We start from the raw sequence: 23,090 nt of genomic DNA, 5'->3' as shown, positions 1-23,090 counted from the left end.
CCTTTCCGCCGGGGCAGGGGCGCCCCGGGTGTATGAAGCGTGTTAGTACAGCTAGTATATACAAGGGCCGGGCGGAAATGTTTAAGAAATTATAACACTTTTCAGTCGAACTCCCTTTTTCCCGATGACAAATGCCGCGCGGGCGCGTATAATCAAAGGTGCCGAAACCAAGAAAGGAAGCCCGCGTCATGACCTATTGGGACAAGACCAACTGGAACTGCTATCTGGAGCAGGTGGAGGACCTGCTGGAGACCCCCGCAGTGCGCGCTATGCAGGGCATCCGCCATCACCCCGGCGTGTCCTGCTATGAGCACTCGGTCTTCGTCTCCTATACCGCCTTCCGCCTGGCCCGGAAATGGAGGCTGGACTACCGCGCCGCCGCCCGGGCCGGGCTGCTGCACGACCTGTACCTCTACGATCCCCGCAGCCTCAGGTCCTACCGCCAGTGCTTCGCCCATCCGGCGGCCGCCCTGCGCAACGCCGTCAAGCTGTGCGGCGGGCTTTCCTCCAAGGAGGAGAACATCATCCTCTCCCACATGTGGCCCATGGCCCGCCGCCGTCCCCGCTGCCGGGAGGCGCTGACCGTCAATCTGGCGGATAAGCTCTGCGCCACCGCCGAGGTGACCCACATCTGGCGCCGGCTGGCCCTGCGGCGCATCCTGCTGGCCTGAACGGTGCGGGCGTCTCCGCCGAGCCTGCGTTTGTCCGCCGCAAGCGGACACGCCGGCGTGTTTTATCCGAGAAAAGCGGGGGAAACGGCGGCAAAATTGTGCAAGGCACATAAAGTGCGGGAAAAACGTGGATTTTTTGAATTTGTCGATGCAATTTTAAGACCATTTTGCTATAATGAAACGGAAAAGAGAGGTGCGCCATATGGAAGGAAAGGGCGCGGTCGTGTTTCTCCCCCGGGAGGACGGCCGGTTCAATTGGATGCTGGAGGAGCTGATGTTCGCTCCGCCGGCGGTCTGGATGGCCGAAGCGCTGCGCGCGGAGGGGTTCGAGAAATTTTTAGTGGTCTGCCACGACGATGACCGGCAGGCGGCCCAGGCCTGCTTCCCGGAGGGGACGGGCTATGTGACCACCGGCGCCACCGACGCACGGGAGCGGCTGGCGGAATTCCTGTCCGGCCTGACGGGACGGGTGGCCGTGGTGACCCAGCCGGTCTATCTGAACGCCGCCGCCGCCGCGTATCTGGCGGACGACGGGGCGGCGCTGCCCCGGGGGGAGAGCTGCGGCGTGTTCCGGGTGGACTCCGCCGCGCTCAAAGACGCGCTGGACGCGGGGGCGGACTTCGACGCCGTTTTGCGGGAGAAGGGGGAGGCCTTTGGCCAGCCCTACGGGCAGTTCCTGGGCATCCAGCCGCTGAGCCGGGGCATGGACTGGCTCAGCGCCCAGAGCTTTGCCCACCACGACGGCGTATCCGCCCTGAACCGGGCGCTGACGACCGGACGCGGCGTGATCGTGGTGGACCCCGCCAACACTTACGTGGGCCCGCAGGTCACCGTGGGGGACGGTACCGTGCTGCTGCCCGGCACTATTTTGCGGGGGAAGACCGTCATCGGCCGACACTGCGAGATCGGCCCCAATTCCATGGTCCGGGACTGCACCATCGGGGACGGGGTGACGGTGAACGCATCCCAGCTCAACGAGAGCCGGGTGGACGACGGCGTGAAGATCGGCCCCTTTGCCTACATCCGGCCCAACTGTCATGTGGGGGCCAACGTGAAGGTGGGCGACTTTGTGGAGCTGAAGAACTCCGACATCGGCGCGGGCACGAAGATCTCCCATCTCACCTATGTGGGCGATTCCGACGTGGGGCAGCGGGTCAACTTCGGCTGCGGCACCGTCACCGTCAACTATGACGGCGCCACCAAGTTCCGCACCACCATCGGGGACGACGCCTTTATCGGCTGCAACACCAACCTGGTGGCCCCCGTAAAGGTGGGCGACGGCGCCTACACCGCCGCCGGGAGCACCATCACCAACGAGGTCCCCGCCGACTCCCTGGCCATCGCCCGCAGCGTGCAGGTGGTCAAGAAGCAGTGGGCCGCCAAGCGCCGCAAGAGCAGGAAATGATCCCGGAAGCGGGAAATGATAAAGAGAAACAAAAATGAGAGGATGTCAGAAATGATCGCACACGGCAAGGATATCAAAATCTTTTCCGGCAATTCCAACCGGCCCCTGGCCGAGGCCATCTGCAAGGAGATGGGGATGGAACTGGGCAACGCCGAGGTCGGGGCTTTTTCCGATGGGGAGAACTTCGTCTCCATCTACGAGACGGTCCGCGGCTCCGACGTGTTTGTGGTACAGTCCACCTGCTCGCCCGTCAACGACAACCTGATGGAGCTGCTCATTATGATCGACGCCCTGAAGCGGGCCTCCGCCGGGCGCATCACCGCCGTGATGCCCTACTTCGGCTACGCCCGTCAGGACCGCAAGACCAAACCCCGCGACCCCATCTCCGCCAAGCTGGTGGCCAACCTCATCACCCGTGCCGGCGCCGACCGTGTGCTGACCATGGACCTGCATGCCAATCAGATCCAGGGCTTTTTCGATATCCCCGTGGACAATCTGCTGGGCAACCCCGTGTTTACCAATTACCTGCACCAGCGCTATGCCGGGCAGGAGGACGACGTGATCGTGGTCTCTCCCGACGTGGGCAGCGTGGCCCGGGCCCGGGCCTTTGCCCAGAAGCTGGGCATGGGACTGGCCATCGTGGATAAACGCCGCCAGAAGGCCAACTCCTCCGAGGTCATGAACATCATCGGCGAGGTGCGGGGCAAAAAGGTCCTCCTCTTTGACGATATGGTGGACACCGGCGGATCCCTGTGCGGCGCGGCGCAGGCCCTGGTGGAGCTGGGCGGCGCCACGGAGGTGGTGGCCTGCGCCAGCCACGGCGTGCTCTCCGGGCCCGCGGTGGAGCGCATTGAAAAGAGCGTGATCAAGGAAGTGTTCTTCCTCGACACCGTTCCCGCCCGTCCCGGCGTAAATTGTGATAAGATCAAGTATCTCTCCGTGGCCCACATGTTTGCCGAGGCCATCGAGCGCATCTACGAGGAGATCTCCGTCTCCAAGCTGTTCGTGTAAGCGGCGTCCGGGAGCGCTCCCCGGCTGCAGAGCCGCTGCGCAGAGCCGACAAAAGACAGACCGACCGGGGAGGGCGGGGGCTTGCCCCCGCCGTTTCCCGTTTTGGATCGATTCTCCCATTTCGCTCCCAGAGCGGAATGGGAGCGCGCCCGGCGGGCGCAAAACCCGTCCGAATCAACCTTCCTGAAACACAGCGCCCGCTGTGTTTCAGGAAGATCCGTATCAAGGGGTAATAGGATGCTGTTTGGCAAGAACAAAAACGGTGTGGAGTGGCTTGTGGTGGGATTGGGAAACCCCGGCGGGCAGTACGAGCTCACCCGTCACAACGTGGGCTTTCGGGTGGTGGACGAGCTGGCCGAGCGCTGCCGCGTGCCCGTACAGAAGCTGAAATACCGCGCCCTCACCAATACGGCGGAGGTGGGCGGGCACAGGGTGCTGCTGATGAAGCCGGTGACCTATATGAACCTCTCGGGCGAGGCGGTGCGCCCGGCGGCGGATTTTTACAAGATTCCGCCCGAGCGGGTGCTGGTGATCTCCGACGACGTGTCCCTGCCCGTGGGCAGGCTGCGCATTCGGAAAAACGGCTCCGCCGGGGGGCACAACGGCCTGAAAAACATCATTCTTCAGCTGGGCGGGGACGGTTTCCCCCGGGTCAAGGTGGGGGTGGGCGGCAAGCCCCACCCGGATTACGACATGGCCGACTGGGTCCTCTCCAAATTCACCGGGGAGGACGCCAAGGCGATGGATCAGGCCGTCAAGCGGTGTGCCGACGCGGTGGAGTGCCTGCTGCGGGAGGGAGCGGACCGGGCCATGAGCCGCTTCAATGGCTGAGCAGGGCGGCGCGCGTCTGGCCTGGCCCGACGCGGCCAAGGGGCTGGGCGTGCTGCTGGTAGGACTGGGGCACTCCCGCCTTCTGCCGGAGTGGGCGAGCGCCTGGATCTACTCCTTCCACATGCCGCTGTTTTTTCTGCTCAGCGGCTGGTTTTTTTCCCTGCGCCCCGGCGGCGTGGGGGCGACCCTGCGCCATAAGGCGCTGCCGATCCTGATGCCCTACCTGGCGTATAACCTGGCGTTCTTCTGCTGGGAAAGCGCCGCGGCCCTTGCCGCGGGCGGCGGGCCCGACTGGGACGGACTGCTGGGCATCGCCCTGCAGTGGCCGGATACCCCCTGGGCCGGGCGGGCCTGGTTCTTCCCCGGCCTCTTTGCGGCGGAATGCCTGTTTGCCCTGCTGCTGCGCGCTCTGGAGGGGAGGGAAAACAGACTGCTCCCCGCCGCGCTGCTGGCGGCGGGGGCGGTGTGGATCTACGCCCGGCTGGGCGGGGCCAGACTGCCCTGGCATGTGGACGCCGCGGTGCTGCTGCTGCCCTATCTGGCCCTGGGCCGCCGGGCCCGGCACTGGCTGGAGAGACATCCCGCCTCTGTCTGCAGCGCGGGACAAACGATACGGGTGGCCCTGGTGTGTTTGGGGGCCAACCTGCTGCTTACCGCCTTCAACCGGAATCTGGGCCCCACCCGGATCGACTATAATCTGCGCTACCTCAATGAGTTTTTCACCTGCTACGCCGCGGGCGCCTGCGGCGCGGCGTTTTGTGTCCTGCTCTGCCGGGCGCTTCCGGCGGCCCGAGGCCTGCGCTTTCTGGGGAAATACAGCGCCGCCTACTATGCCGTGGGGTGGCTTGGTTCCAATCTGGCCCAGCGGGCTGTGGAGTGCCTCGCGCCCGTCTCAGGCTGGGGCCTGCTGGCGGTCCACCTGGCGGGGCTGGTTCTGATCCCGGCGCCGCTGATCCTGCTGCTGGATCGCTTTTGCCCCATCCTGCTGGGGCGCAGGCGGCCGCACCGGGCGCCCGCCGTCCGTCGCTGAGTGGGCGCTGCGCCCGTGACTTCCAAAATTTTCTATTTAGGAGGGCCCTATGAAGCCGCTGCTTGCCGCGCTCAACGATCTCCCGGAATTCCGGCAGCTGTGCGCCGCCGTGGACAACGGCGCCTGTCCGGCGGCGGTGAACGGCCTGTCCGCCGTTCATCGCGCCCACTTTGCCGCCGGGCTGCGCCAGGCCCTGGGGCGGCCGGTGGTACTGGTCTGTGCCGACGAGGGGGAGTGCCAGCGGCTGGAGCGGGATCTGGCCGCGCTCTCCGGAGAAGGGGTGCGCACCCTGTCCGCCCGGGAGTTCACCTTTCATAACGCCGCCGTGGCCTCCCGCCAGTGGGAGCACAGGCGCCTTTCCGTGCTCCGCGCGCTGGCGGCGGGGGAATGCCCCCTGCTGGTGTGCACGGTGGAGGCCCTGTTACAGCGCACCATGCCCAAAAGCCAGCTGATCCATGCCGCGCAGACCCTGCGCCTGGGGGAGAGCCATGACCTGAACGAACTGGCCGGGACGCTGACGGCGGCGGGATACACCCGCTGCGAGCAGGTGGAGGGCGTGGGGCAGTTTGCCCTGCGCGGGGGGATTCTGGACTTCTTTTCTCCCGCCCAGGAGCGCCCGGTGCGGGCGGAGTTTTTCGGGGACGAGGTGGATTCGCTGGGGCTCTTCGACCCCAATACCCAGCGGCGGACCGAGAACATCCGGCAGGCGGAGATCCTGCCCGCCGCCGAGGTGCTGCCCCAGTGCGCGCCGGGGGGCTGGGACGGCCTGCTGGGGGAACTGGACGGCCTGATTGCCCGGGTGAAGCGGCGCAAAGGCGGCAGCGACGCCCTGCTGCGCACGCTGGAGGAGGACCGGGAGCGCCTGGCCGGCCACGCCGTGTTTCCGGCACTGGACCGGTATCTGGGGCTGATCTATCCCCGGGTGGCCACGGCGGCGGACTACCTGCCGGAGGAGGCGGTGGTGCTCTTCAGCGAGAGCCCCCGCGTGGCCGAACGGGCCAAACACTATCTGTGGCAGCTGGAGCAGGACAGCCAGACCCTGCTGGAAAACGGCACGGTGGCCGGGGAGCTGGCCGAGTTCGCCCAGAGCTTCGACGCGCTGTGCCGGCAGCTGGAGGCATGGCCGGTCTGCTATCTGGACTCCTTTGCCTCCGCCCAGTACCCCGCACGGCCCCGCACCCTGCTCAGCCTGCTGGCCAAACAGCTGCCCTCCTACGGCGCCAGCCTGGAGACCGCCGTGTCCGACCTGGCCCACTACGTGTCCGACGGATTTCGGATCGTGGTGCTGGTGGGCAGCGAGCAGCGGGCCCTGAATCTGCAGACCCTGCTGCGGGAGCAGAACCGGAAGACCGCCGTGGACTTCCAGCTGCATGCACTGCCCGAGTACGGCAAGGCGGTCATTGCCGTGGGCGGCCTTACCGCGGGGATGGAGTACCCCGGGGCCCATCTGGCGGTGCTGACGGAGGGGCAGGCCCTGCCGGGCAGGAAGAAGCGCGGGGCCAGGGCGGTGACCAACCGGCAGAAGCTGGGCTCCTACGCCGACCTGTCCCCCGGCGACCTGGTGGTGCATGAGCACCACGGCGTGGGGCGCTTTTTGGAAATGACCCGCATGACGGTGGACGGCGTGGAGAAGGACTACGTGAAGATCGCCTACGCCGGGGCCGACGTGCTCTACGTCCCCGCCACCCAGCTGGACCTGGTGAGCAAATACATCGGTTCCGGCGAGGACGCCAACGAAACGCGCAAGCTCTCCAAGCTGGGGGGGACCGACTGGGAGAAGGCCAAGAGCCGGGCCCGCAAGGCGGTGCAGGACCTGGCGAAGGGGCTCATCCAGCTCTACGCGCAGCGCCAGCGGCAGCCGGGGTATGCCTTTTCCCCCGACTCCCCCTGGATGAAGGAGTTTGAGGACGAGTTCGAGTACGCCGAGACCGACGACCAGCTGCGCTGCATCGAAGAGATCAAGCGGGATATGGAGACCCCCCGGCCGATGGACCGGCTCCTCTGCGGCGATGTGGGCTACGGCAAGACCGAGGTGGCCTTCCGGGCGGTGATGAAGTGCGTGCTGGACGGCAAGCAGGCCGCCATCCTGGTCCCAACCACCGTGCTGGCCCGCCAGCACTTTTTGACCGCCAAGCAGCGTTTTGCCAAGTATCCGGTCGAGATCGACGTGGTCTCCCGCTTTCGCACGCCTGCCCAGATGAAGCAGACCCTGCGCCGGGTGAAGGACGGGAGCATCGACGTGCTCATCGGCACCCACCGGCTGTTCCAGAAGGACGTGGAGTGGAAGGATCTCGGACTGCTGGTGGTGGACGAGGAGCAGCGCTTCGGCGTGGCCCACAAGGAGAAGCTCAAGGAGCTGTCCAAGCAGGTGGACGTGCTTACCCTGTCCGCCACCCCCATTCCCCGCACCCTGAACATGGCGCTCTCCGGCATCCGGGACATGTCCACCCTGGAGGAGCCGCCCCAGGACCGGCAGCCGGTGCAGACCTATGTGCTGGAGCACGACTGGGGCGTGCTCTCCGACGCCCTGCGCCGGGAGCTGGAGCGGGGCGGCCAGGCTTACTACCTCCACAACCGGGTGGAGACCATCGAGCGCACCGCCGCCCGCCTTCAGCAGCTGCTGGGGGAGGATGCGGCGGTGGCGGTGGCCCACGGGAAGATGAGCCAGGAGGAGCTCAACGACGTCATGAGCCGTATGAGCGAGGGAGAGATCGACGTGCTGGTGTGCACCACCATCATCGAGACCGGCATCGACATCTCCAACGTAAACACCCTGGTCATCGAGGACGCGGACAGGATGGGGCTGGCCCAGCTCCACCAGATCCGGGGCCGGGTGGGGCGCTCCACCCGCCGGGCGTACGCCTATTTGACCTACCGCCGGGGCAAGGTCCTCTCCGAGGTGGCCGCCAAGCGCCTGGGAGCCATCCGGGAGTTTGCGCAATTCGGTTCCGGCTTCAAGATCGCCATGCGGGACCTGGAGATCCGCGGCGCGGGCAACATCCTGGGCCCCGAGCAGAGCGGCTTTTTGCTCAGCGTGGGCTATGACATGTACCTCAAGCTGCTGGAGGAGGCGGTGCTGGAGGAGCGCGGGGAGCCCGTTCCCGTGCAGACCGAGTGCGCCGCGGACCTCAGCGTGGCCGCCTCCATCCCCGACCGGTACGTCCCCTCTCCGGAACAGCGGATGGACCTGTACCGCCGCATTGCCGCCATCCGCAGCGAGGAAGACGCCGACGATGTGACCGACGAGCTCATCGACCGCTACGGCGACCCGCCCCGGACGGTTAATAACCTCATCGCCGTGGCTCTGCTGCGCGCCGCCGCCGCCCGGAACGGCATCGGCCAGATCGACCAGAAGGGCATCCGGCTGAACCTTTACCTGGCCCGGTTCGACCTGCAGCGGGTATCTGCCCTGTGCGGGCAGGAACGCTATGGGGGCCGGCTGCTGTTCTCCGCCGGCGAGAAGCCCTACCTCTCCCTGAAGCTCAAACGGGGGGAGGACGCCCTCAAGGCGGCCCAAAAGCTGGTGGAGGACTACGGAAAGACCGCGCCGGCGGAGGAATGAGCGGACGGGGCGCAGGAGCGGCCGCTCCCGTCCCGGCGGGCCGGCTCGCACCGGGCCGCGCCCGGCGCCGACCGAACCTTAAAATTATGAATTTTCAGTAAATCCCGCCCCTTTTTCTTGCCGCGGGGACAGAAACGCGGTATACTCTAACAAGCGTCCGGCCTTTGGCGTGTAGTATCCAGAGCCTCCGCAGGGGCGGCGCCTCTTGTAAATGAAGGAGGATATGAATCAGATGAAACTGAAAAAGCTCCTGTGCGCCGGACTAAGCGGCGTACTTACGGCGGGGCTGCTGGCCGGCTGCGCCGGGACCGGCGAGCCTGAGGCCACGCCCGATCCCGGGGACATCGCATATCAGGCCGCCGGGATCACCCGGGATACCGTGCTCTATACCGTGGACGGTACCGAGGTGCCCGCCGACGAGTACCTGTTCTGGCTGCTGACCAGCATTTCCACCGCCAAGCAGAGCGGCTATCTGGCCGACGACACCGCCTGGGAGGAGGAGATCGACGGCACGCCCACGGCCGACTACCTGAAGAACGACGCGCTGGAGACCAGCAAGCTCTACGCCCTGGTGGAACTCAAGGCCGCGGAGGAAGGCACGGCGATATCCGAAGAGGACCAGACGACGGCGGACGAGCAGATGACTCAGCTCCAGGAGACCCTGGAGGGCCAGGGGATCGTCTATCAGGACTGGCTGGATCAGCAGTGCATCAGCGATACGGCGTTCCGCAAGCTGAACATGGCGTACTACCAGAGCCTGGCCCTGGAGGAGAAATACGCCGCCGACGGGAAGCTGGACCCGGAGGACGCCGAGATGGATGCCTTCCTGGAAGAGCAGGGCATTTACAATGCCAAGCATATCCTGGTGGCGTTTGAGAACTCCACCGGTACGGATGAGACGACCGGCTATCCCACTTACAGCGACGCGGAAAAGGCAGCCAAAAAGGCCGAGGCGGAGGAGCTTTTGGCGCAGATCCGTGCCGCGGACGACCCTGCGGCCAAGTTTGACGAGCTGATGAATGCATACAGCGACGACGGCCGGGACGAAGAGGGCAACCTTTATTACCCCGATGGCTACCTGGCCTACAGCGGTCAGATGGTGGCCGAGTTTGAGGAGGGGGCTCTGGCCCTGGCCGAGGGCGAGATCAGCGAGCCCATCGAGACCGTGTACGGCTATCACATCATCCTGCGCCTGGATGCCGACACCCCGGATACCCGCAGCCTCTACAGCAATTACGCCATGAGCAACCTGATGGACGGGTGGCTGGAAAACGCCGTGGTGGAGACCAACGACGCCTTTGCCGCGCTGGACCCCAAGGCCTTCTATGATAAGATCCAGCAGCTCAACGAAGCCCGTCAGGCCAAGCGGGACGCCGAGGCCGCCGCTCAGGAGAGCGCCGCGCCGGAGGAGACCGGGACGCCGGAGGAGTCCGGTGCGCCGGAAGCGACCGGCACGCCCGCCGGGAGTCCCGCCGCGGAATAACGTCCGCCGCAGAAGTGAAAACCGCCCCGGAGCACCGGCTGGATGCCGGGCTCCGGGGCGGTTTTGCGTGGCGGACCGCCGCGCGGCGGGGGAAGACCGCGGTCGGGCGCAGCGGCAGAGCGGATGCGCTTCCGCCGGGAGGCCGCAGGACGCGGACGGGTAAAATGGTTCCCGCCCGGCGCGCCGTTGGGCAACGGCGCGCCGGGCGGGATGTGAAAGGGAAAGAGAAGAACGCAGATTCAGGCCGCCCGTTCCGGGTCGGCGGCGGGGGCGCCGTGGACGGTGATATAGGACGGCAGGACGCGGAGAAGGCCCTGGATATCCGCCACGCTGGCAAAGACCAGCGGGTCGAGCTTGGCGTCCTCGCGGTATTCGGTGACGTTGAGGTGGGTGCTCCGGCGAAGGGAATTGGTGACCGGGCCGATAAAGAAGTTATACGCACCGGTGGGAAGCGCCTCTACCGTGGCTTCGGTCATGTCGGTCAGTTCCCGGTAATCAAAGGCGTCTCCGTTGCGGCGATAGAGGATAAAGCGCTGGTCGGTGACGGCGAAGCAGACCCGTTTGGGCAGGCCGCGGGCGTCCATAAAGGGGCGCAGGGCCACAAAGATACAGGCTGCCAGTACGACGCCCACCACTATGCGGGCTTGGTTTTCCACCTGGAAGACGTACACGGAGAAATAGGTCAGGTAAGCGATCAGCAGCACGCCCAGGACGGCGCAGACCGCCCAGCGCACAATCAGCAGAGGAACGTGCGGCTTCTCCAGCACCTCCACCGGTTCCGGGGCGCCCGCCCAGAGGACGGTCTCGTCTTTGCGCAGAATGTTTTTGAGAGTGTCGTTCATAATTGGCCTTCCTTTCCAGAAATAACAGGGATTTCTCGCTGATCAGTTTGTGGAAAGACAACGGTCCTGTTTTCTGAGCGGAAGAGCGGTGCGGGGATCAGGTAAACGAGCGCCCGGCGTTATGGAATTTTTCGGCGGTCTCCCGGTCGCCAAGACCGAGATAGGCCCGTTCCAGACCAAAGTAAACCGCAGGATCGGTGGGATCGGCGGCGAGAGCCGCCTTGAGCCGGGAGATCGCCTCCTCCCAGCGTTCTGCATCCAACAAATCGGCGGCGCATTTGTACGCATCGGAGGACGCCGGCAGCGGGTCGGGCGGGGTGACCTCCTTCAGCACGGCGCGCAGCCGGTCGGCGGTAAAGGGCTTTTGCAGGTAGGTGATGCTTTGCAGCTTGGTACACTCCACGGCGTTTTTTACCGTGGGATAGGCGGTGATGACGATCACCGGGGTGTCGTTGCCCTGGGCGCGGATGCGCCGGAGCACCTCCGTGCCGGAGAGCTCCGGCAGCTTGATATCGAGGAAGGCCAGGTCAAAGCGCTCGGAGGAAAAGAGCGCGAGGGCGTCCTTGCCGTTGGTGGCGGTCTTGACCTGGTATCCCTCCAGCTCCAGGCATTTGGTGAGCAGCATGCGGATGTTTTTTGCGTCGTCGACGATCAGGACCTTCTTCATGGGTGCAAAACTCCCTTATCGGACAGCGGAAGGGTAAAATAGAAGCTGGAGCCCTGGTGCAGCTCGCTCTCGCACCAGATCCTTCCGTTGTGGGCCAGGATGATGGATTTGGCCACAGCCAGACCCAGCCCGCTGCCCCGCAGCTCCAGATCGTAGCTGCTGACCTGGACGTATTTGTCAAAAATGCGCTCCAGGAAAGCGGGCGGGATCCCCTCCCCCGTGTCGGACACCTCACAGGTGACGCTTGCGCCGGTCAGCCGGGCGCGGACCAGGATACGACCGCCCGGATCGGTATATTTCACGGCGTTGGAAAGCAGGTTGTTCAGGACCCATTTGATCTTGTCCGGATCGGCCAGAACCAGCGGCAGGTCCGCCTCCGGCTGGGCCGCCAGCGAAACGCCCCCCTGTTCGGCCAGCGGGAGGAACTGGGGAAGAGCGCTGCGGATGATCCCGGCCAGATCGCAGGGAACAAACTGGTAGATCAGATTGGGCGATTCGATCCTGGACAGCAGCAGCAGGTCGGAGACCAGCCGGGAGAGACGTTCGCCATCCTCCTTCAGGGTGGTGACCACCTCGCCCTGGGCCGGGTTCAGCGCCCCCAGGGAGCCGTCGGAGAGCAGATCCGCCCCAAAGACGATGGAGGTGAGGGGCGTTTTGAACTCGTGGGAGATGGTGGCGATGAAATCGCTGCGCATCGTGTCCAGACGCTTGAGCTCGGTAATATCGTAAAAGACCAGGATGACCGACCCGGGGTCGATCCCCTCGTAATGCAGAGGCGTCAAGGTAACGTTGAAATAACGGGCGTCATCGGAGGAGCCGATACAGAGCACCTCCTCCTGATACGCGCCCGGGTCCCGCAGGATCTGGGACAACGGCTCATGAAAGCGGGAACGGCGGATGACGGAAAGGAAATCCTGACCGGCGCTGTCGCTGGTGAACAGACCGAAGAGCTCTTCCGCCGAGTGATTGAGCAGCGTAACGCGCTGGTTGCCGTCCAGGATGACCAGCGGCTCCGTAATGCTGCGGACGATGGCCATGGTGCGGTTGCGTTCCGAAAGGAGCTGGCCCATGGTGCTCCGCTCGAATTCCAGCAGACGCTGGGTCATGTTGTTGAACTCCTCGCACAGCGCGCCCAACTCATCGTTGGAGCGCACCGAGGATTTGCGGTTCAGGTTGCCCTGGCGCACCGCTTTCAGGTTTTGCGTGATTTCGTAGATGGGGCGGAACAGCTTGTCGGTATACAGCTTGAGGGCAAAAAAGCCGATGACCGCCGCCAGCAGGAAAAAGACCGCCAGCACAGCCCAGGCGCGGGAGACGGTTTGCTGGGCCTCCTCTTTGCGGGCAAACAGGGCGTTTTCATTGGAAGCGACCAGCGCGTCCATGTTCAGCGTGACCCGCTGGGCCTGGGGCGCTGTGCCGGTCTGGTACAGCGTCAGCGCGTCCGCGTTCCCCTCTGCCGAGAAGACCGCCTGCGCCTGAGTCAGAAAGGATTCATATTCACTGCCGATCCCCTCGATCAGCTCCATCTCATAGGGGATAATGATGGTGGCATGCTCCATGTGGTAGTTTTCCCAAAAGATTGTGGTCTGGGCGTCGAACTGCTCCAGGGCGGCGTCGTAATTGCCCGTGTCCAGGTACGTCAGCAGGATGGAGCTCTGGGAATTGAGCGCGTCGCTCATATGGCCCAGACGCTGGATACTGTTATAATTGGTGATAACGATATTATTGACGGCGCGGCCGATTCGCGTCAAATTCCACAGAGAAATGACGCCGAGCATCAGTATGATAAAGATCAGGCTGAAATAGACCAGGGATACCTTGCTCTTGAGTGTTTTAGGCGTCATGGCAGGGCTCCCGCCTCGCGCGGGAAACCAGAGGACGATCCCGCAGGCGGCCTCTCCTTCCAAATTTGCTTGTCCGGATCAAAAAACAGGCGTTGCTTTCCACACGCTTAGGATAGCAAAAAGAGGGCCGGTTTTACAAATGAATTTACAAAGAGATTTTAATGGATAACGGAAGAAAAGAAAAGAATAAGCGAGCTGTTTTTAAAAAATCGCTTGAAATAGTGCTGTTTGGCGTCTGGAAGGGCGGGAAAGCAAAATTTCAGGGGGCGAGCCCCCAAAATCGTCTGATTGACCAATCTTTTGCCGCCGCAATAGAGCAAAATGCTCAAAAAGAAGCTTGCATTAAGAAAATGGGTATTATAGACGCATAATAAGAAACGATGGTTGCTTTTAAAAACCTTGAGTTGTGCCAAGCTATAACTAAAGTTTTGCACAAAGGGGCTTTTAATATGGATGAGCAGGAAAAGCAGGCGCTGTGCGAGGAAGTGGGCCGGCGGGTCTGGCGGTGCCGGAAGGAGGCGGGACTGACCCGTGAGGCGCTGGCGGAGCGGCTGGGCAGCTCGACCCAGTATATCGGGGACATCGAACAGGGGAAGAAATGCATGAGTATGGCTTACTTCATCCGGTTGGGGAGTATTTTTAACATCAGCCTGGACGCGCTGGCCTATGGGCAGAGGGAACCCGGCGCGGCGGCAGGGCGGATGCTGCGGCGCATGGAGGAGATGACGCCGCTGGACCGGGGCCTGGCCGCCCACATTATTCTGAAAGCGGCCGATCTGGTGCGTGCGATGGAATCGGAGGACGGATGACACGACCGATTCGTATCCTGCTGGCGGAGGACGACACAGCCGCCCGCACGCTGCTGAACGATTTCTTCGCCCCCCTGGAGGACATGGCGGTGTGCGCCGCCGCCCGGGATGGTTATGAGGCGCTGGAGCTGCTGGAGCGGGAGCGGCCGGACGTGGTGCTCCTGGACCTGATCATGCCCGGCCTGGACGGATTGGGCGTCCTGCAGCAGCTCCGGGCGCATCCGGTGGTCCCGCGCCCGAAGGTCATCGTGCTCTCCCGGGTGGCATCCTCCCATGTGGTCAGCTATGCCTTTTCCCTGGGGGCGGACTATTATCTCATCAAGCCGGTGCACCTGGCGACGCTGCCCGGGCTGATCCGGGTGCTCTATCAGGACCCCCTGGAGCAGGCGGCCGCCGCTCTGCTGGCGGATATGGGGGGCGGCGGCCTGGGCGCCGAGGCCGCCGCCATTGCAGCCGCGGCCCTGGCCGGGGCGCGGGGAAAGCATATGCTGCTCAAACAGGCCTATCTACCCGCCATGCGGCGGGGGCGGACCAGCTATGCCTGCGTGGAAAAGAACATCCGGGAGATGGTGCGGCGCATCCACAGCGCCGCGCCGCCGGAATACTGCGCCCTGATGGGCGGCAGGCCCGAAAAGCGGCCCAGCAACGACTGCTTCCTGCGCCGCCTGGCGGACCGGGCGGCGCAGCTGCAAAAGCCGTTTCCTGTCCCGCCACGTTTCCCCTGAATACGGACAGGCCTTGTGCTATACTGGCAGCCAAGGACAGGAAAATTCTGGATGTCAGGGGAAATGCATATGAACGCCTGGTACGCCAAGAGCGTCAAGCAAGTGCTGGGAGAGTTGGAGACGGATCGGGAGCGGGGCCTGTCACCGGGGGAGGCCGGACGCAGGCTGGAGCGCTGGGGGCCCAACGAGCTGGCGCGCCAGCGGCGGGCAGGGCTGCTGCGGCGCTTTTTGGGGCAGATGAAGGACCCCATGATCTTGGTGCTGCTGGCGGCGGCGGGGCTGTCCCTGTGGGCCACCGGGGGAGAGGACTGGCTGGACGCGGCCATCATCCTGGTCATCGTGGCGGTCAACGCCTGCATCTCCATCTCGCAGGAGGATAACGCCGAAAAGGCCCTGGAGGCCCTGCGGCAGATGTCGGCCCCGCTGGCCAAGGTGCTGCGGGACGGCAAGGAGATCCGCCTGGAGACCGCGGCGCTGGTGCCCGGCGACATTATCCGGCTGGAGGCGGGGGACCTGGTGCCCGCCGACGCCCGCATCCTCACGGCCGCGGGGCTGCGCTGTGATGAGAGCGCCATGACCGGGGAGCCGGTACCCGCCGCCAAGGCCCCTGTGGGGGAGCTCCCGGAGGACACCCCCCTGGCCGACCGGCGGAATATGGTGCTCTCCGGGACCGTGGTCACCGGCGGCCGGGCCCTCTGCGTGATCACCGCCACCGGCATGGACACCGAGATGGGCCGCATCGCGGGGATGCTGCTGGGGGAGGAGGACAGCCAGACGCCGCTCCAGAAAAAGATGGCGGAGATCTCCAAGACCCTCTCCTTCGTGTGTCTGTGCGTGTGCGCGGTGATGTTCGGGGCTGGCCTGCTCCAGGGCAAGGCCCTGCTGGGGATGTTCATGACCGCCGTATCCCTGGCCGTGGCCGCCATTCCGGAAGGGCTGCCCGCCATCGTTACCATCGTGCTGGCGCTGGGGGTCCAGCGGATGGTCAGGCGGGGCGCCATCGTCAAGCGCCTGCCCGCCGTGGAGACCCTGGGCTGCGCGGGGGTGATCTGCTCCGACAAGACGGGCACCCTGACCCAGAACCGGATGACTGTGGTGGACGTTTGGACGCCCCGGACAGGGGAGCGGGCGCTGGCCCTCACCATCGGCGCGCTTTGCAGCGACGCGGCGCTCATCCGGGCAGGGCGGGAACCCGCCGCCGGCGGCGACCCCACCGAGGCGGCCCTGGTGGTAGCCGCCGCGCGGGAGGGGCTGGAGAAAGGGACGCTGGAGGAGCAGTGGCCCCGGCGGGCCGAGCTGCCCTTCGACTCGGAGCGCAAGCTCATGAGCACGGTACATCAAAAGGCGGATGGCAGCTTTCGGGTGCTGGTGAAGGGGGCGCCCGACGTGCTGCTGGGCCGGTGCAGGATGGACGAGGGGGCGCGCCGCAGGGCCCTGTCCCGCAACGAGGCCATGGCCCTGCGGGCCCTGCGGGTGCTGGGCGTGGCCTATAAGGACCTGGCCTTCCTGCCCCGGACGCTGGACAGCGCCACCCTGGAGCAGGGGCTGACCTTTACGGGCCTGATCGGCATGATGGACCCGCCCCGGCCGGAGGTGCGGCGTGCGGTGGAACAGTGCTACGCCGCGGGGATACGGCCGGTGATGATCACCGGAGACCATAAGCTTACCGCCGTGGCCGTGGCAAAGGAACTGGGGATCTGCCGCAAGGGGGATCTGGCCGTCACCGGGGAGGATCTGGACTTTATGCCCCAGGGACTGCTGGAGCAGGAGGTGGAGCGCTTCGCCGTCTATGCAAGGGTCTCTCCGGAGCATAAGATGCGCATCGTCCGGGCGTGGCAGGCCCGGGGCAAGGTCGTGGCCATGACCGGCGACGGGGTCAACGACGCCCCCGCCCTCAAGGCGGCCGACATCGGCTGCGCCATGGGGGTGGCGGGCACCGACGTGGCCAAGGGCGCGGCGGATATGATCCTGACGGACGACAACTTTGCCACCATCGTCTCCGCCGTGGAGCAGGGCCGCGGCATCTACGCCAACATCAAAAAGGCCATCCACTACCTGCTCTCCTGCAACATTGGGGAGATCTTGACCATCTTCCTGGCCACTGTGCTGGATTTTCACCAGATGCCCCTGGTGCCGGTCCAGCTTTTATGGCTCAATCTGGTCACCGACTCCCTGCCCGCCCTGGCCCTGGGGGTGGAGCCGGTGGAGGAGGGCGTCATGGAGCAGGCGCCCCGGGACGCCCGCGCGTCCCTGTTTTCCCGCGCCTTCTCCCTCCGCCTGGCCTGGCAGGGTGCCATGGTGGGACTGCTCACCCTGACGGCCTACTTTTTGGGGGAGTATGTGCTCTCCGATCCCGGTGAGGCCCATGCAGCGGCCAACACCATGGCGTTCGCCACGCTGACCCTGTGCCAGCTGTTCCATGCCTTTGATGTACGCAGCGAGCGGGCCTCGCTGCTGCACATCGGCGTTTTCTCCAACGCCGCCATGAACCGGGCGTTCCTGATCGGGCTGGTGATGCAGCTCTCCGTGCTCTGTGTGCCGCCGCTGCAGGCCGTTTTCAACACCGTTCCCATGAGCCCTGTGGAGTGGGCCGTGGTGCTCTGCCTTGCCGTGACCCCCGTGGTGGTGTGCGAAGCCGCCAAAGCGGCGGGACGCGCGGGCGCGCGCCGGGTGCGGCGGGTCCCCGGCGCCCGGCGGGCGCCGCTGTATACGGGCGCGTCCAAGGGCAGATGAACCGGGAAACGCACCGCCCGCTCCGGTTAAACAGACGCGGCCCCCGTCCGAAAGGACGGGGGCCGCGCTCGTTTGGGTCGGAATTACGGCTTTTGGCTTTTGCGCCACTCGTTGAGGACGGCGCAGAAGACCAGGGAGAAGAAGCTCTCCTCCGCAGCGGCGGAGCGGGAGGTGAGGGCAATGGGCACCTTGGCGCCCACCACCGCGCCGCAGGTGACGGCGTGGGCATGGATCAGCCAGCTCTTGACCAGCGTGTTGGCCGCGATCAGGTTTTGGGCGATGATGCCGTCGAAGCCGCCGCCCGACCAGGGGCAGTCGTAATGCTTCAGGCGGCAGGCCTCCTTGGAGATGATCAGATCGTAGGCGATGGGGCCCCACAGCTCGCAGTCGGCGAAGGGATGCTGCTTCTGTTCGGACACCAGGCGCTGGGCCTCGATGGTATCGGGCATATGGAAGTTTACGTTTTCCACCAGAGCCATCAGGGCCAGCTTGGGGTTCTCATATCCAAAGGCCTTCAGCGCGTCGGCGGTATTTTTGATGATGGCCTTCTTCTGGGTGGGATTGGGGTTGACGATGATGGTCATGTCCGACAGAGCCAGCAGCTTGGGATACTCCGGAATGGAGGCCAGGGACACATGGCTCATCAGCCGCTCGGTGCGCAGGCCGTTCTTCCGATCCAGCACAGGCATCAGAAAGTCGCGGGTGGGCAGGTTGCCGCGCATGAGGATGTCGCCCTCTCCGCAGGTAATGATGTCGATGGCGGCCTGGGTGACATTGTGGCCGGGGGGGGTGTCCACCATGGTGTAAGGCTCCTGCTCCAGCCCCAGCTTCTCCAGCTGGACCATGGTGCGCGCCCGGTCGCCCACCAGCACGGGCTGCACAAAGCCCTCGTTCTGAGCCTGGAAGAGGCCCCGGAGCATGTTCTCTCCGTCGGAACCGGCCAGCACCACCCGCAGGGGGGCCGACAGCTTGGGGACACGGCTGATGATATTATCGAAATTCTTGATCTCCATAATTCCCGCCTCACTTTACAGTGTCTTTGCCGCGGCGCACCGCGATCTTATTCTTATTATAAAGGAAGGCCTGCGGGAATACAAGAATATTCTCCGCTTGTCAAAAAAGTCTTTTTGCCAAGCTGGGGCAAATGTTGAACTTTCCCAAACGTTCAACATTTGATTTGATTCAACGCGAAAGACGCCCCTCCCGAGTTTCTTTTACACGATCTTCCTTCCCGTTGTCCAACCCTGTTCCGGTTTTTTGACAGCCTGGAACGTTCTTTCTTTGCCGCTCCGGGGCTTTTTGCATATCGCGGGAAAAACCGGTCATACTCATAGAAGGATTTGCAAAAAAGGAGGTGCGGGCCATGGGATTTTTTGGCCGGGCACGGGAGAACGTGCCGCCCCACCCCAGGAAAGAGCCCCGCTATGACCTGCCCCTGACGCTGGAAAGCCTGGAGACGGTCTTTGCCGGCTGCGCGGACTTCTCCAAACGGAACGTCCGCTTGGCGGGGGACGGGGAAAAGGTGATCACCCTGTGCTACATCAGCGGCATGGTGCGGATGGAGCGGGTCAGCGACTATGTTCTGCGGCCTTTGGCGCAGGACTCGGCCCTGGCGGACTGCCCGGATATGGCGGAGCTGATGGCTGCCATGGAGGAGGGGGCCCTCTACAATCTGGGGGTAGAGCGCCGGAGCGCCACAGACCGCGCGGCCTTCGACCTGGTGGAGGGCAACTGCCTGCTGCTGTTTCCGGGGGAGACGGAGGTCTTGTCCTTCAACGTAGGCACGGAGGAAAAGCGCTCCATCAGCGAGCCGGAAAACGAAACGGTGCTCAAGGGACCCAGGGATTCCTTTGTGGAGTCGGTGCGCACCAACACCAGCCTGTGCCGCCGCCACCTGAAGGCGCCGGAGCTGCGCCTGCGGGAACAGATCGTAGGGCGGCAATCGGTGACCACGGTGGACGTGCTGTACCTGGAGGGCGTGGTGGACCCCTCCCTGGTGGAGCGGGTACAGGCGCGGCTGGAGCGCATCGATATCGACGCGGTGCTTTCCACCGGCAATATTGAGGAATATATCATCGACGAGACCGCAACCGCGTTTCCCCTGGTGCAGTACACCGAGCGGCCCGACCGCTTCTGCGCGGGGCTGGCGGAGGGGCGGGTGGGCATTCTCATCGACGGCCTTCCGCTGGGCTATCTGGCCCCCGGCGTCATCGGCGATTTTCTGCGGGCGCCCCAGGACAAGTCCAACAACTGGATGGTGGCCTCGGTCATCTCGGTGCTGCGGTATGCCTGCCTGCTGCTTACCCTGACCCTGCCCGCCCTGTATATCGCCGTGGTCACCTTCCATCAGGAGATGATCCCCACCCGGCTGGCCCTGTCCATCATCGCGGCCAAACGGGACGTGCCCTTTCTCTCGGTGTTCGAGGTGCTCATTCTTCTGCTGGCCTTTGAGATCCTGCAGGAGGCGGGGCTGCGTCTGCCCCAGTCCATCGGCCAGACCGTCTCCATCATCGGCGGACTGGTGGTGGGCACTGCGGCGGTGGAGGCCAAGATCGTTTCCCCGGCGGTGCTCATCGTGGTGTCCATCGCGGGCATTGCCGGGTACACCATGCCCTCGCAGGAGCTGGCGGGCGCCCTGCGCATCTGGCGCTTTCTCCTGGCGGTACTGGCCTCGGCCGCCGGGCTGTTCGGGGTGGTGGCGGGGGCGGCTATGCTGGTGTGCCACCTGGCGGGCATCGAGAGCTTCGGCGTATCCTACCTGACCCCCTTTGCCGCCAATGCGGGAGAGCAGGTGGAGGGACACGCCGTTCTGCGCCAGCCCCTGAAGCGTACGAAGCTGCGCCCCGCAGCCCTGCGCACCCGGAACCGGAGGAACCAGCGATGAAGCGATGGGCCGGTGTGCTGGCGCTTCTGCTGCTTCCCCTGGGCGGCTGCCGCGCCGATCTGCTGCCCTACGCCCGCGAGATCGAGGACATGTCCCTGGTACGTACCCTGGGGGTGGATGCCGACGCGGACGGGGTGGCGGTCACCGCCGCCACCGGCGGGCAGGGGCTGGACGACCCCGCCCTGATCTCCGGCAGCGCGGGCACCCTCAGCGCCGCCCTGCTGGAGATGCAGGGGGAAGGGGACTCCTATATCTACTTCGGCCATGTGGGACAGATGCTGCTGGGGGAGGACCTGGCACGCCGGGGCGTGGGCGGCGCCCTGGACTATGTGATGCGGGATGTGGAGATGCGCCTAGACACCGAACTCTATGTGATCCAAAACGGACAGGCGGGAACGACGATCTCCGCCGCCTGGCAACAGGACTCCGCGGCTGACCGGCTGGAGACCCTGCACGACGGAGCGGGGCTGCGCTCGGACTCCATGTCCCGCACGGTCCGGAACGTACTCTCCGATCTGGAACGCTGCGGGGCCTCCTTTGCGCCTGCCCTCACCGGTGACGGCACGCTCTCCACCGCCGGATACGCCCTGCTGCGGGACGGCGTGCTGGTGGGCTGGGCGGAGGGAGCGGCCGCAGCCGGGGTCAACCTGCTGCTGAGCCGGGTGGATGCCGACGTGGTAGAACTGCCTCAGGCCGACGGAACCGCCGCGCTGCGGGTGGTGGGGGCCAAGACCCGTATCCGGGGCGTTTTTGACGGGGAAGTGCTCACCGGTATGGACGTAAAGTGCCGTGTGGAGGCCAATTTGGCGGAAGGGGCGCCTGCGCTGCAGGAGGAGGCGGCCCGCCGCCGCCTGGAGGCGGAGCTGGCCGCAGTGGAACAGGAGCGCATTCTGGCCGCGCTGGAGCTGTGCCGGACGCTGGAGGGGGATTTCTTCTCCCTGGCCGGAGCGGCCGGACTGTCCCAGCCCTGGCGCGCAGAGGCGCTGCGGCGGCAGTGGGATCCCTCCAGCCTGGAGGTCAGCGTCTCCGTCACGGCTAAGCTGGAGCGCAGCTATGACGCGGGGTAAAACGATTTCATTAAGGTGGTGAATCCATGCCTGAGGGTAAAATCGCGCTGCGCCAGCTGCTCTGTCTGCTGTTTGCGGCCCTGCTCTCCCCGACGGTACGCGTACTTCCCGGCCGCACGGCCGCGGCGGCGGGAGCGGCCGGGTGGCTGTGCACCCTGACGGCGCTGCCCGTGCTGCTGGGGCTTTGCTGGGTGCTGTTTGCCCTGTTTCGCACGGCCGGGCCGGAGGACGGTCTGGCCCAGATCTTCCAGCGCGCCCTGGGCAGGCTGCCGGGAAAGGCCCTCGCCCTGCTTTACCTGCTGTGGGGGCTGTGCCTGCTGTGCGTCAACGCACGGCTGTTTGCCCTGCGCCTTTTGTCCACCAGCTACCGCAACGCACCCCTAAAGCTCTTTCTGGTGGTGCTGCTGGCGGTGGCGCTGTGGCTTGCCCGCAAAAAGCTGCCGGCCCTGGTCCGCGCAGGAGAAATCTTTTATCTGGCCCTATCCCTCTGCTTGGGAGTAGTCCTGTTTCTGGGGCTGTTTCGGGTGGAACCCCAGAATGTGCTGCCGGTATGGGTGCAGGATGTGCCGGAAGTCCTCCGGGGCACCCTGCCTGCGCTTTCGGTAGTGGGATACGTGATCTTTGGCGCTTTTTTGGGGGGAGGAGTGGCCCGGAAAGAGGGAAACCGCCGCCGGGCGATGCGCTGGGCCGCTGTTTTCTGCCTGGTGCTCACGCTGCTGCAATGGGTGTGCCTGGGGGCGTTTGGACCCGGTTTGACACAGCGGATGGACACCCCCTTTTTTATGATGGTCAAAGGCGTGGGTGTGGAAGGCGCCTTCGGACGGGTGGAGTCGGTGGTCATTGCCCTGTGGGTGCTGGCCGATCTGGCGCTGCTCACCCTGCTCCTGTGCTCCTGCTGCTGTATGGCGCAAGCTGTCTTTGGCTTTCAGCGGCGCGAAAGCGCCGCCCTGCCTCTTGTTCTTCTGACGCTGGCGGGCGCGCTGTTCCTGTTCCCGGACGCCTTTACCTTATATGAATGGATCGAGGGCTGGGGGGAAGCGGGGGGGCTGGTTTTTGGGTTCCTGCTGCCTGCACTGGTATTGCCTGTGGCGCTTCTGCGCCGGAAGCGGGCATAGGAAAGCATATCTTGTGCCTATACGGCAGAGAAGCACGGCATATCTTGTTGCGTCAAGGGGGTGTAAAAAAAGACGCAGGAAAATGCAAAAAAGGTGTTGACAATTGGACAGGCATTTGGTATATTAATTGAGCGCCTGTGAGGAGCAACCCCTTGAGAGGCAAGGGTTTCCAAAAAATCAGCCTTGCGGCTCGATGAAAAAGAAATCAAAAAACCTCTTGACAAGTTGAACCGAGCATGGTACAATAAAGTTCCTGCGACTGAGACGGAAGCCGAATGAAGCGGGACGCGTGCACCTTGTAAATTAAACAACGTGAAACTTGAAGCACCAGAAAAGGACGAGAAGTCCTTTCTAAGACAAGCAATTGGAATAGGAAGGCTCTTGACAAATTTCTTTGAAGCTATGATTAAG

19 protein-coding genes are annotated in these 23,090 nt (G+C 64.6%); 14 read left to right on the top strand and 5 right to left on the bottom strand.

The features are described 5' to 3' along the window. Positions 1 to 188: 188 nt before the first annotated feature. The 7 genes from NE547_RS08205 (at position 189) to NE547_RS08175 (ending at position 9,993) form a co-directional block, all read left to right on the top strand. Positions 189 to 671: an HD domain-containing protein gene (locus NE547_RS08205; protein WP_256175317.1), complete on the top strand. Its 483-nt coding sequence runs from the start codon at positions 189 to 191 to the stop codon at positions 669 to 671. Positions 672 to 873: 202 nt separating this feature from the next. Continuing rightward, positions 874 to 2,076: a DapH/DapD/GlmU-related protein gene (locus tag NE547_RS08200; RefSeq protein ID WP_186907456.1), complete on the top strand. Its 1,203-nt coding sequence runs from the start codon at positions 874 to 876 to the stop codon at positions 2,074 to 2,076. 51 nt (positions 2,077 to 2,127) lie between these two features. Beyond that, positions 2,128 to 3,087, top strand: a complete 960-nt coding sequence (locus NE547_RS08195; RefSeq protein ID WP_186907351.1) for a ribose-phosphate pyrophosphokinase — start codon at positions 2,128 to 2,130, stop codon at positions 3,085 to 3,087. Positions 3,088 to 3,324: 237 nt separating this feature from the next. After that, positions 3,325 to 3,918: an aminoacyl-tRNA hydrolase gene (gene pth / locus NE547_RS08190; RefSeq protein ID WP_186907350.1), complete on the top strand. Its 594-nt coding sequence runs from the start codon at positions 3,325 to 3,327 to the stop codon at positions 3,916 to 3,918. Continuing rightward, positions 3,911 to 4,948 (top strand): acyltransferase, encoded by a 1,038-nt coding sequence (locus NE547_RS08185; protein ID WP_256175315.1) that lies wholly within the window; start codon positions 3,911 to 3,913, stop codon positions 4,946 to 4,948. Before pth ends, NE547_RS08185 begins: the two co-directional genes overlap by 8 nt. Before the next feature lie 49 nt (positions 4,949 to 4,997). After that, a complete protein-coding gene (gene mfd / locus NE547_RS08180; protein ID WP_256175313.1) occupies positions 4,998 to 8,510 on the top strand; it encodes a transcription-repair coupling factor in 3,513 nt (1,170 codons plus the stop codon). A gap of 232 nt (positions 8,511 to 8,742) precedes the next feature. Next, the gene (locus tag NE547_RS08175; RefSeq protein ID WP_256175311.1) at positions 8,743 to 9,993 is read left to right on the top strand and encodes a peptidylprolyl isomerase; all 1,251 of its coding nucleotides are present in this window, start codon (positions 8,743 to 8,745) and stop codon (positions 9,991 to 9,993) included. A 239-nt stretch (positions 9,994 to 10,232) separates the two neighbouring features. Here the strand turns inward: NE547_RS08175 and NE547_RS08170 are convergent, their stop codons facing one another. From NE547_RS08170 to NE547_RS08160, 3 genes are all read right to left on the bottom strand, one after another. Then, complete coding sequence (locus NE547_RS08170; RefSeq protein ID WP_186907347.1) at positions 10,233 to 10,835, bottom strand: hypothetical protein; 603 nt, start codon at positions 10,833 to 10,835, stop codon at positions 10,233 to 10,235. 97 nt (positions 10,836 to 10,932) lie between these two features. Continuing rightward, complete coding sequence (locus NE547_RS08165) at positions 10,933 to 11,502, bottom strand: response regulator (RefSeq protein WP_256175309.1); 570 nt, start codon at positions 11,500 to 11,502, stop codon at positions 10,933 to 10,935. Then, a complete protein-coding gene (locus NE547_RS08160; protein WP_256175307.1) occupies positions 11,499 to 13,346 on the bottom strand; it encodes an ATP-binding protein in 1,848 nt (615 codons plus the stop codon). The genes NE547_RS08165 and NE547_RS08160 overlap by 4 nt, the downstream gene beginning before the upstream one ends. A 161-nt stretch (positions 13,347 to 13,507) precedes the next feature. On the opposite strand from NE547_RS08160, the gene NE547_RS08155 reads away from it, so the two are divergent. From NE547_RS08155 to NE547_RS08140, 4 genes are all read left to right on the top strand, one after another. Then, on the top strand, positions 13,508 to 13,717 hold the full coding sequence (locus NE547_RS08155) for a hypothetical protein (protein WP_256175305.1): 210 nt from the start codon (positions 13,508 to 13,510) through the stop codon (positions 13,715 to 13,717). Between the two features lie 78 nt (positions 13,718 to 13,795). Then, positions 13,796 to 14,155, top strand: a complete 360-nt coding sequence (locus tag NE547_RS08150) for a helix-turn-helix transcriptional regulator (protein WP_186907343.1) — start codon at positions 13,796 to 13,798, stop codon at positions 14,153 to 14,155. Next, entirely contained in the window at positions 14,152 to 14,880 is a 729-nt protein-coding gene (locus NE547_RS08145; protein WP_186907342.1) for a response regulator, read from the top strand. The genes NE547_RS08150 and NE547_RS08145 overlap by 4 nt, the downstream gene beginning before the upstream one ends. Before the next feature lie 69 nt (positions 14,881 to 14,949). Then, complete coding sequence (locus NE547_RS08140) at positions 14,950 to 17,613, top strand: cation-translocating P-type ATPase (protein ID WP_256175303.1); 2,664 nt, start codon at positions 14,950 to 14,952, stop codon at positions 17,611 to 17,613. 83 nt (positions 17,614 to 17,696) lie between these two features. Here NE547_RS08140 and NE547_RS08135 read toward each other — a convergent pair whose 3' ends face one another. Then, the gene (locus tag NE547_RS08135) at positions 17,697 to 18,626 is read right to left on the bottom strand and encodes a phosphate acyltransferase (protein ID WP_186907340.1); all 930 of its coding nucleotides are present in this window, start codon (positions 18,624 to 18,626) and stop codon (positions 17,697 to 17,699) included. Positions 18,627 to 18,976: 350 nt separating this feature from the next. Between NE547_RS08135 and NE547_RS08130 the strand changes: the two genes are divergently transcribed. From NE547_RS08130 to NE547_RS08120, 3 genes are read left to right on the top strand one after another with little or no spacing between them, the layout of a single operon-like run. Next, the gene (locus tag NE547_RS08130) at positions 18,977 to 20,497 is read left to right on the top strand and encodes a spore germination protein (protein WP_256175301.1); all 1,521 of its coding nucleotides are present in this window, start codon (positions 18,977 to 18,979) and stop codon (positions 20,495 to 20,497) included. Then, positions 20,494 to 21,564 (top strand): Ger(x)C family spore germination C-terminal domain-containing protein, encoded by a 1,071-nt coding sequence (locus tag NE547_RS08125; RefSeq protein WP_186907338.1) that lies wholly within the window; start codon positions 20,494 to 20,496, stop codon positions 21,562 to 21,564. The genes NE547_RS08130 and NE547_RS08125 overlap by 4 nt, the downstream gene beginning before the upstream one ends. A gap of 26 nt (positions 21,565 to 21,590) precedes the next feature. After that, the gene (locus NE547_RS08120; RefSeq protein ID WP_256175300.1) at positions 21,591 to 22,679 is read left to right on the top strand and encodes a GerAB/ArcD/ProY family transporter; all 1,089 of its coding nucleotides are present in this window, start codon (positions 21,591 to 21,593) and stop codon (positions 22,677 to 22,679) included. A gap of 17 nt (positions 22,680 to 22,696) precedes the next feature. On the opposite strand, the gene NE547_RS08115 is transcribed toward NE547_RS08120, so the two are convergent. Continuing rightward, the coding region (locus NE547_RS08115; RefSeq protein WP_256175298.1) for a hypothetical protein at positions 22,697 to 23,090 on the bottom strand (394 nt) is incomplete at its 5' end.

Source organism: Flavonifractor sp. DFI.6.63 (assembly GCF_024462255.1).
GTDB classification, from domain to species: domain Bacteria; phylum Bacillota; class Clostridia; order Oscillospirales; family Oscillospiraceae; genus Lawsonibacter_A; species Lawsonibacter_A hominis.
Note: the sequence above shows the minus strand (reverse complement) of the source record. Positions and strands in the feature narration are given on the sequence as shown.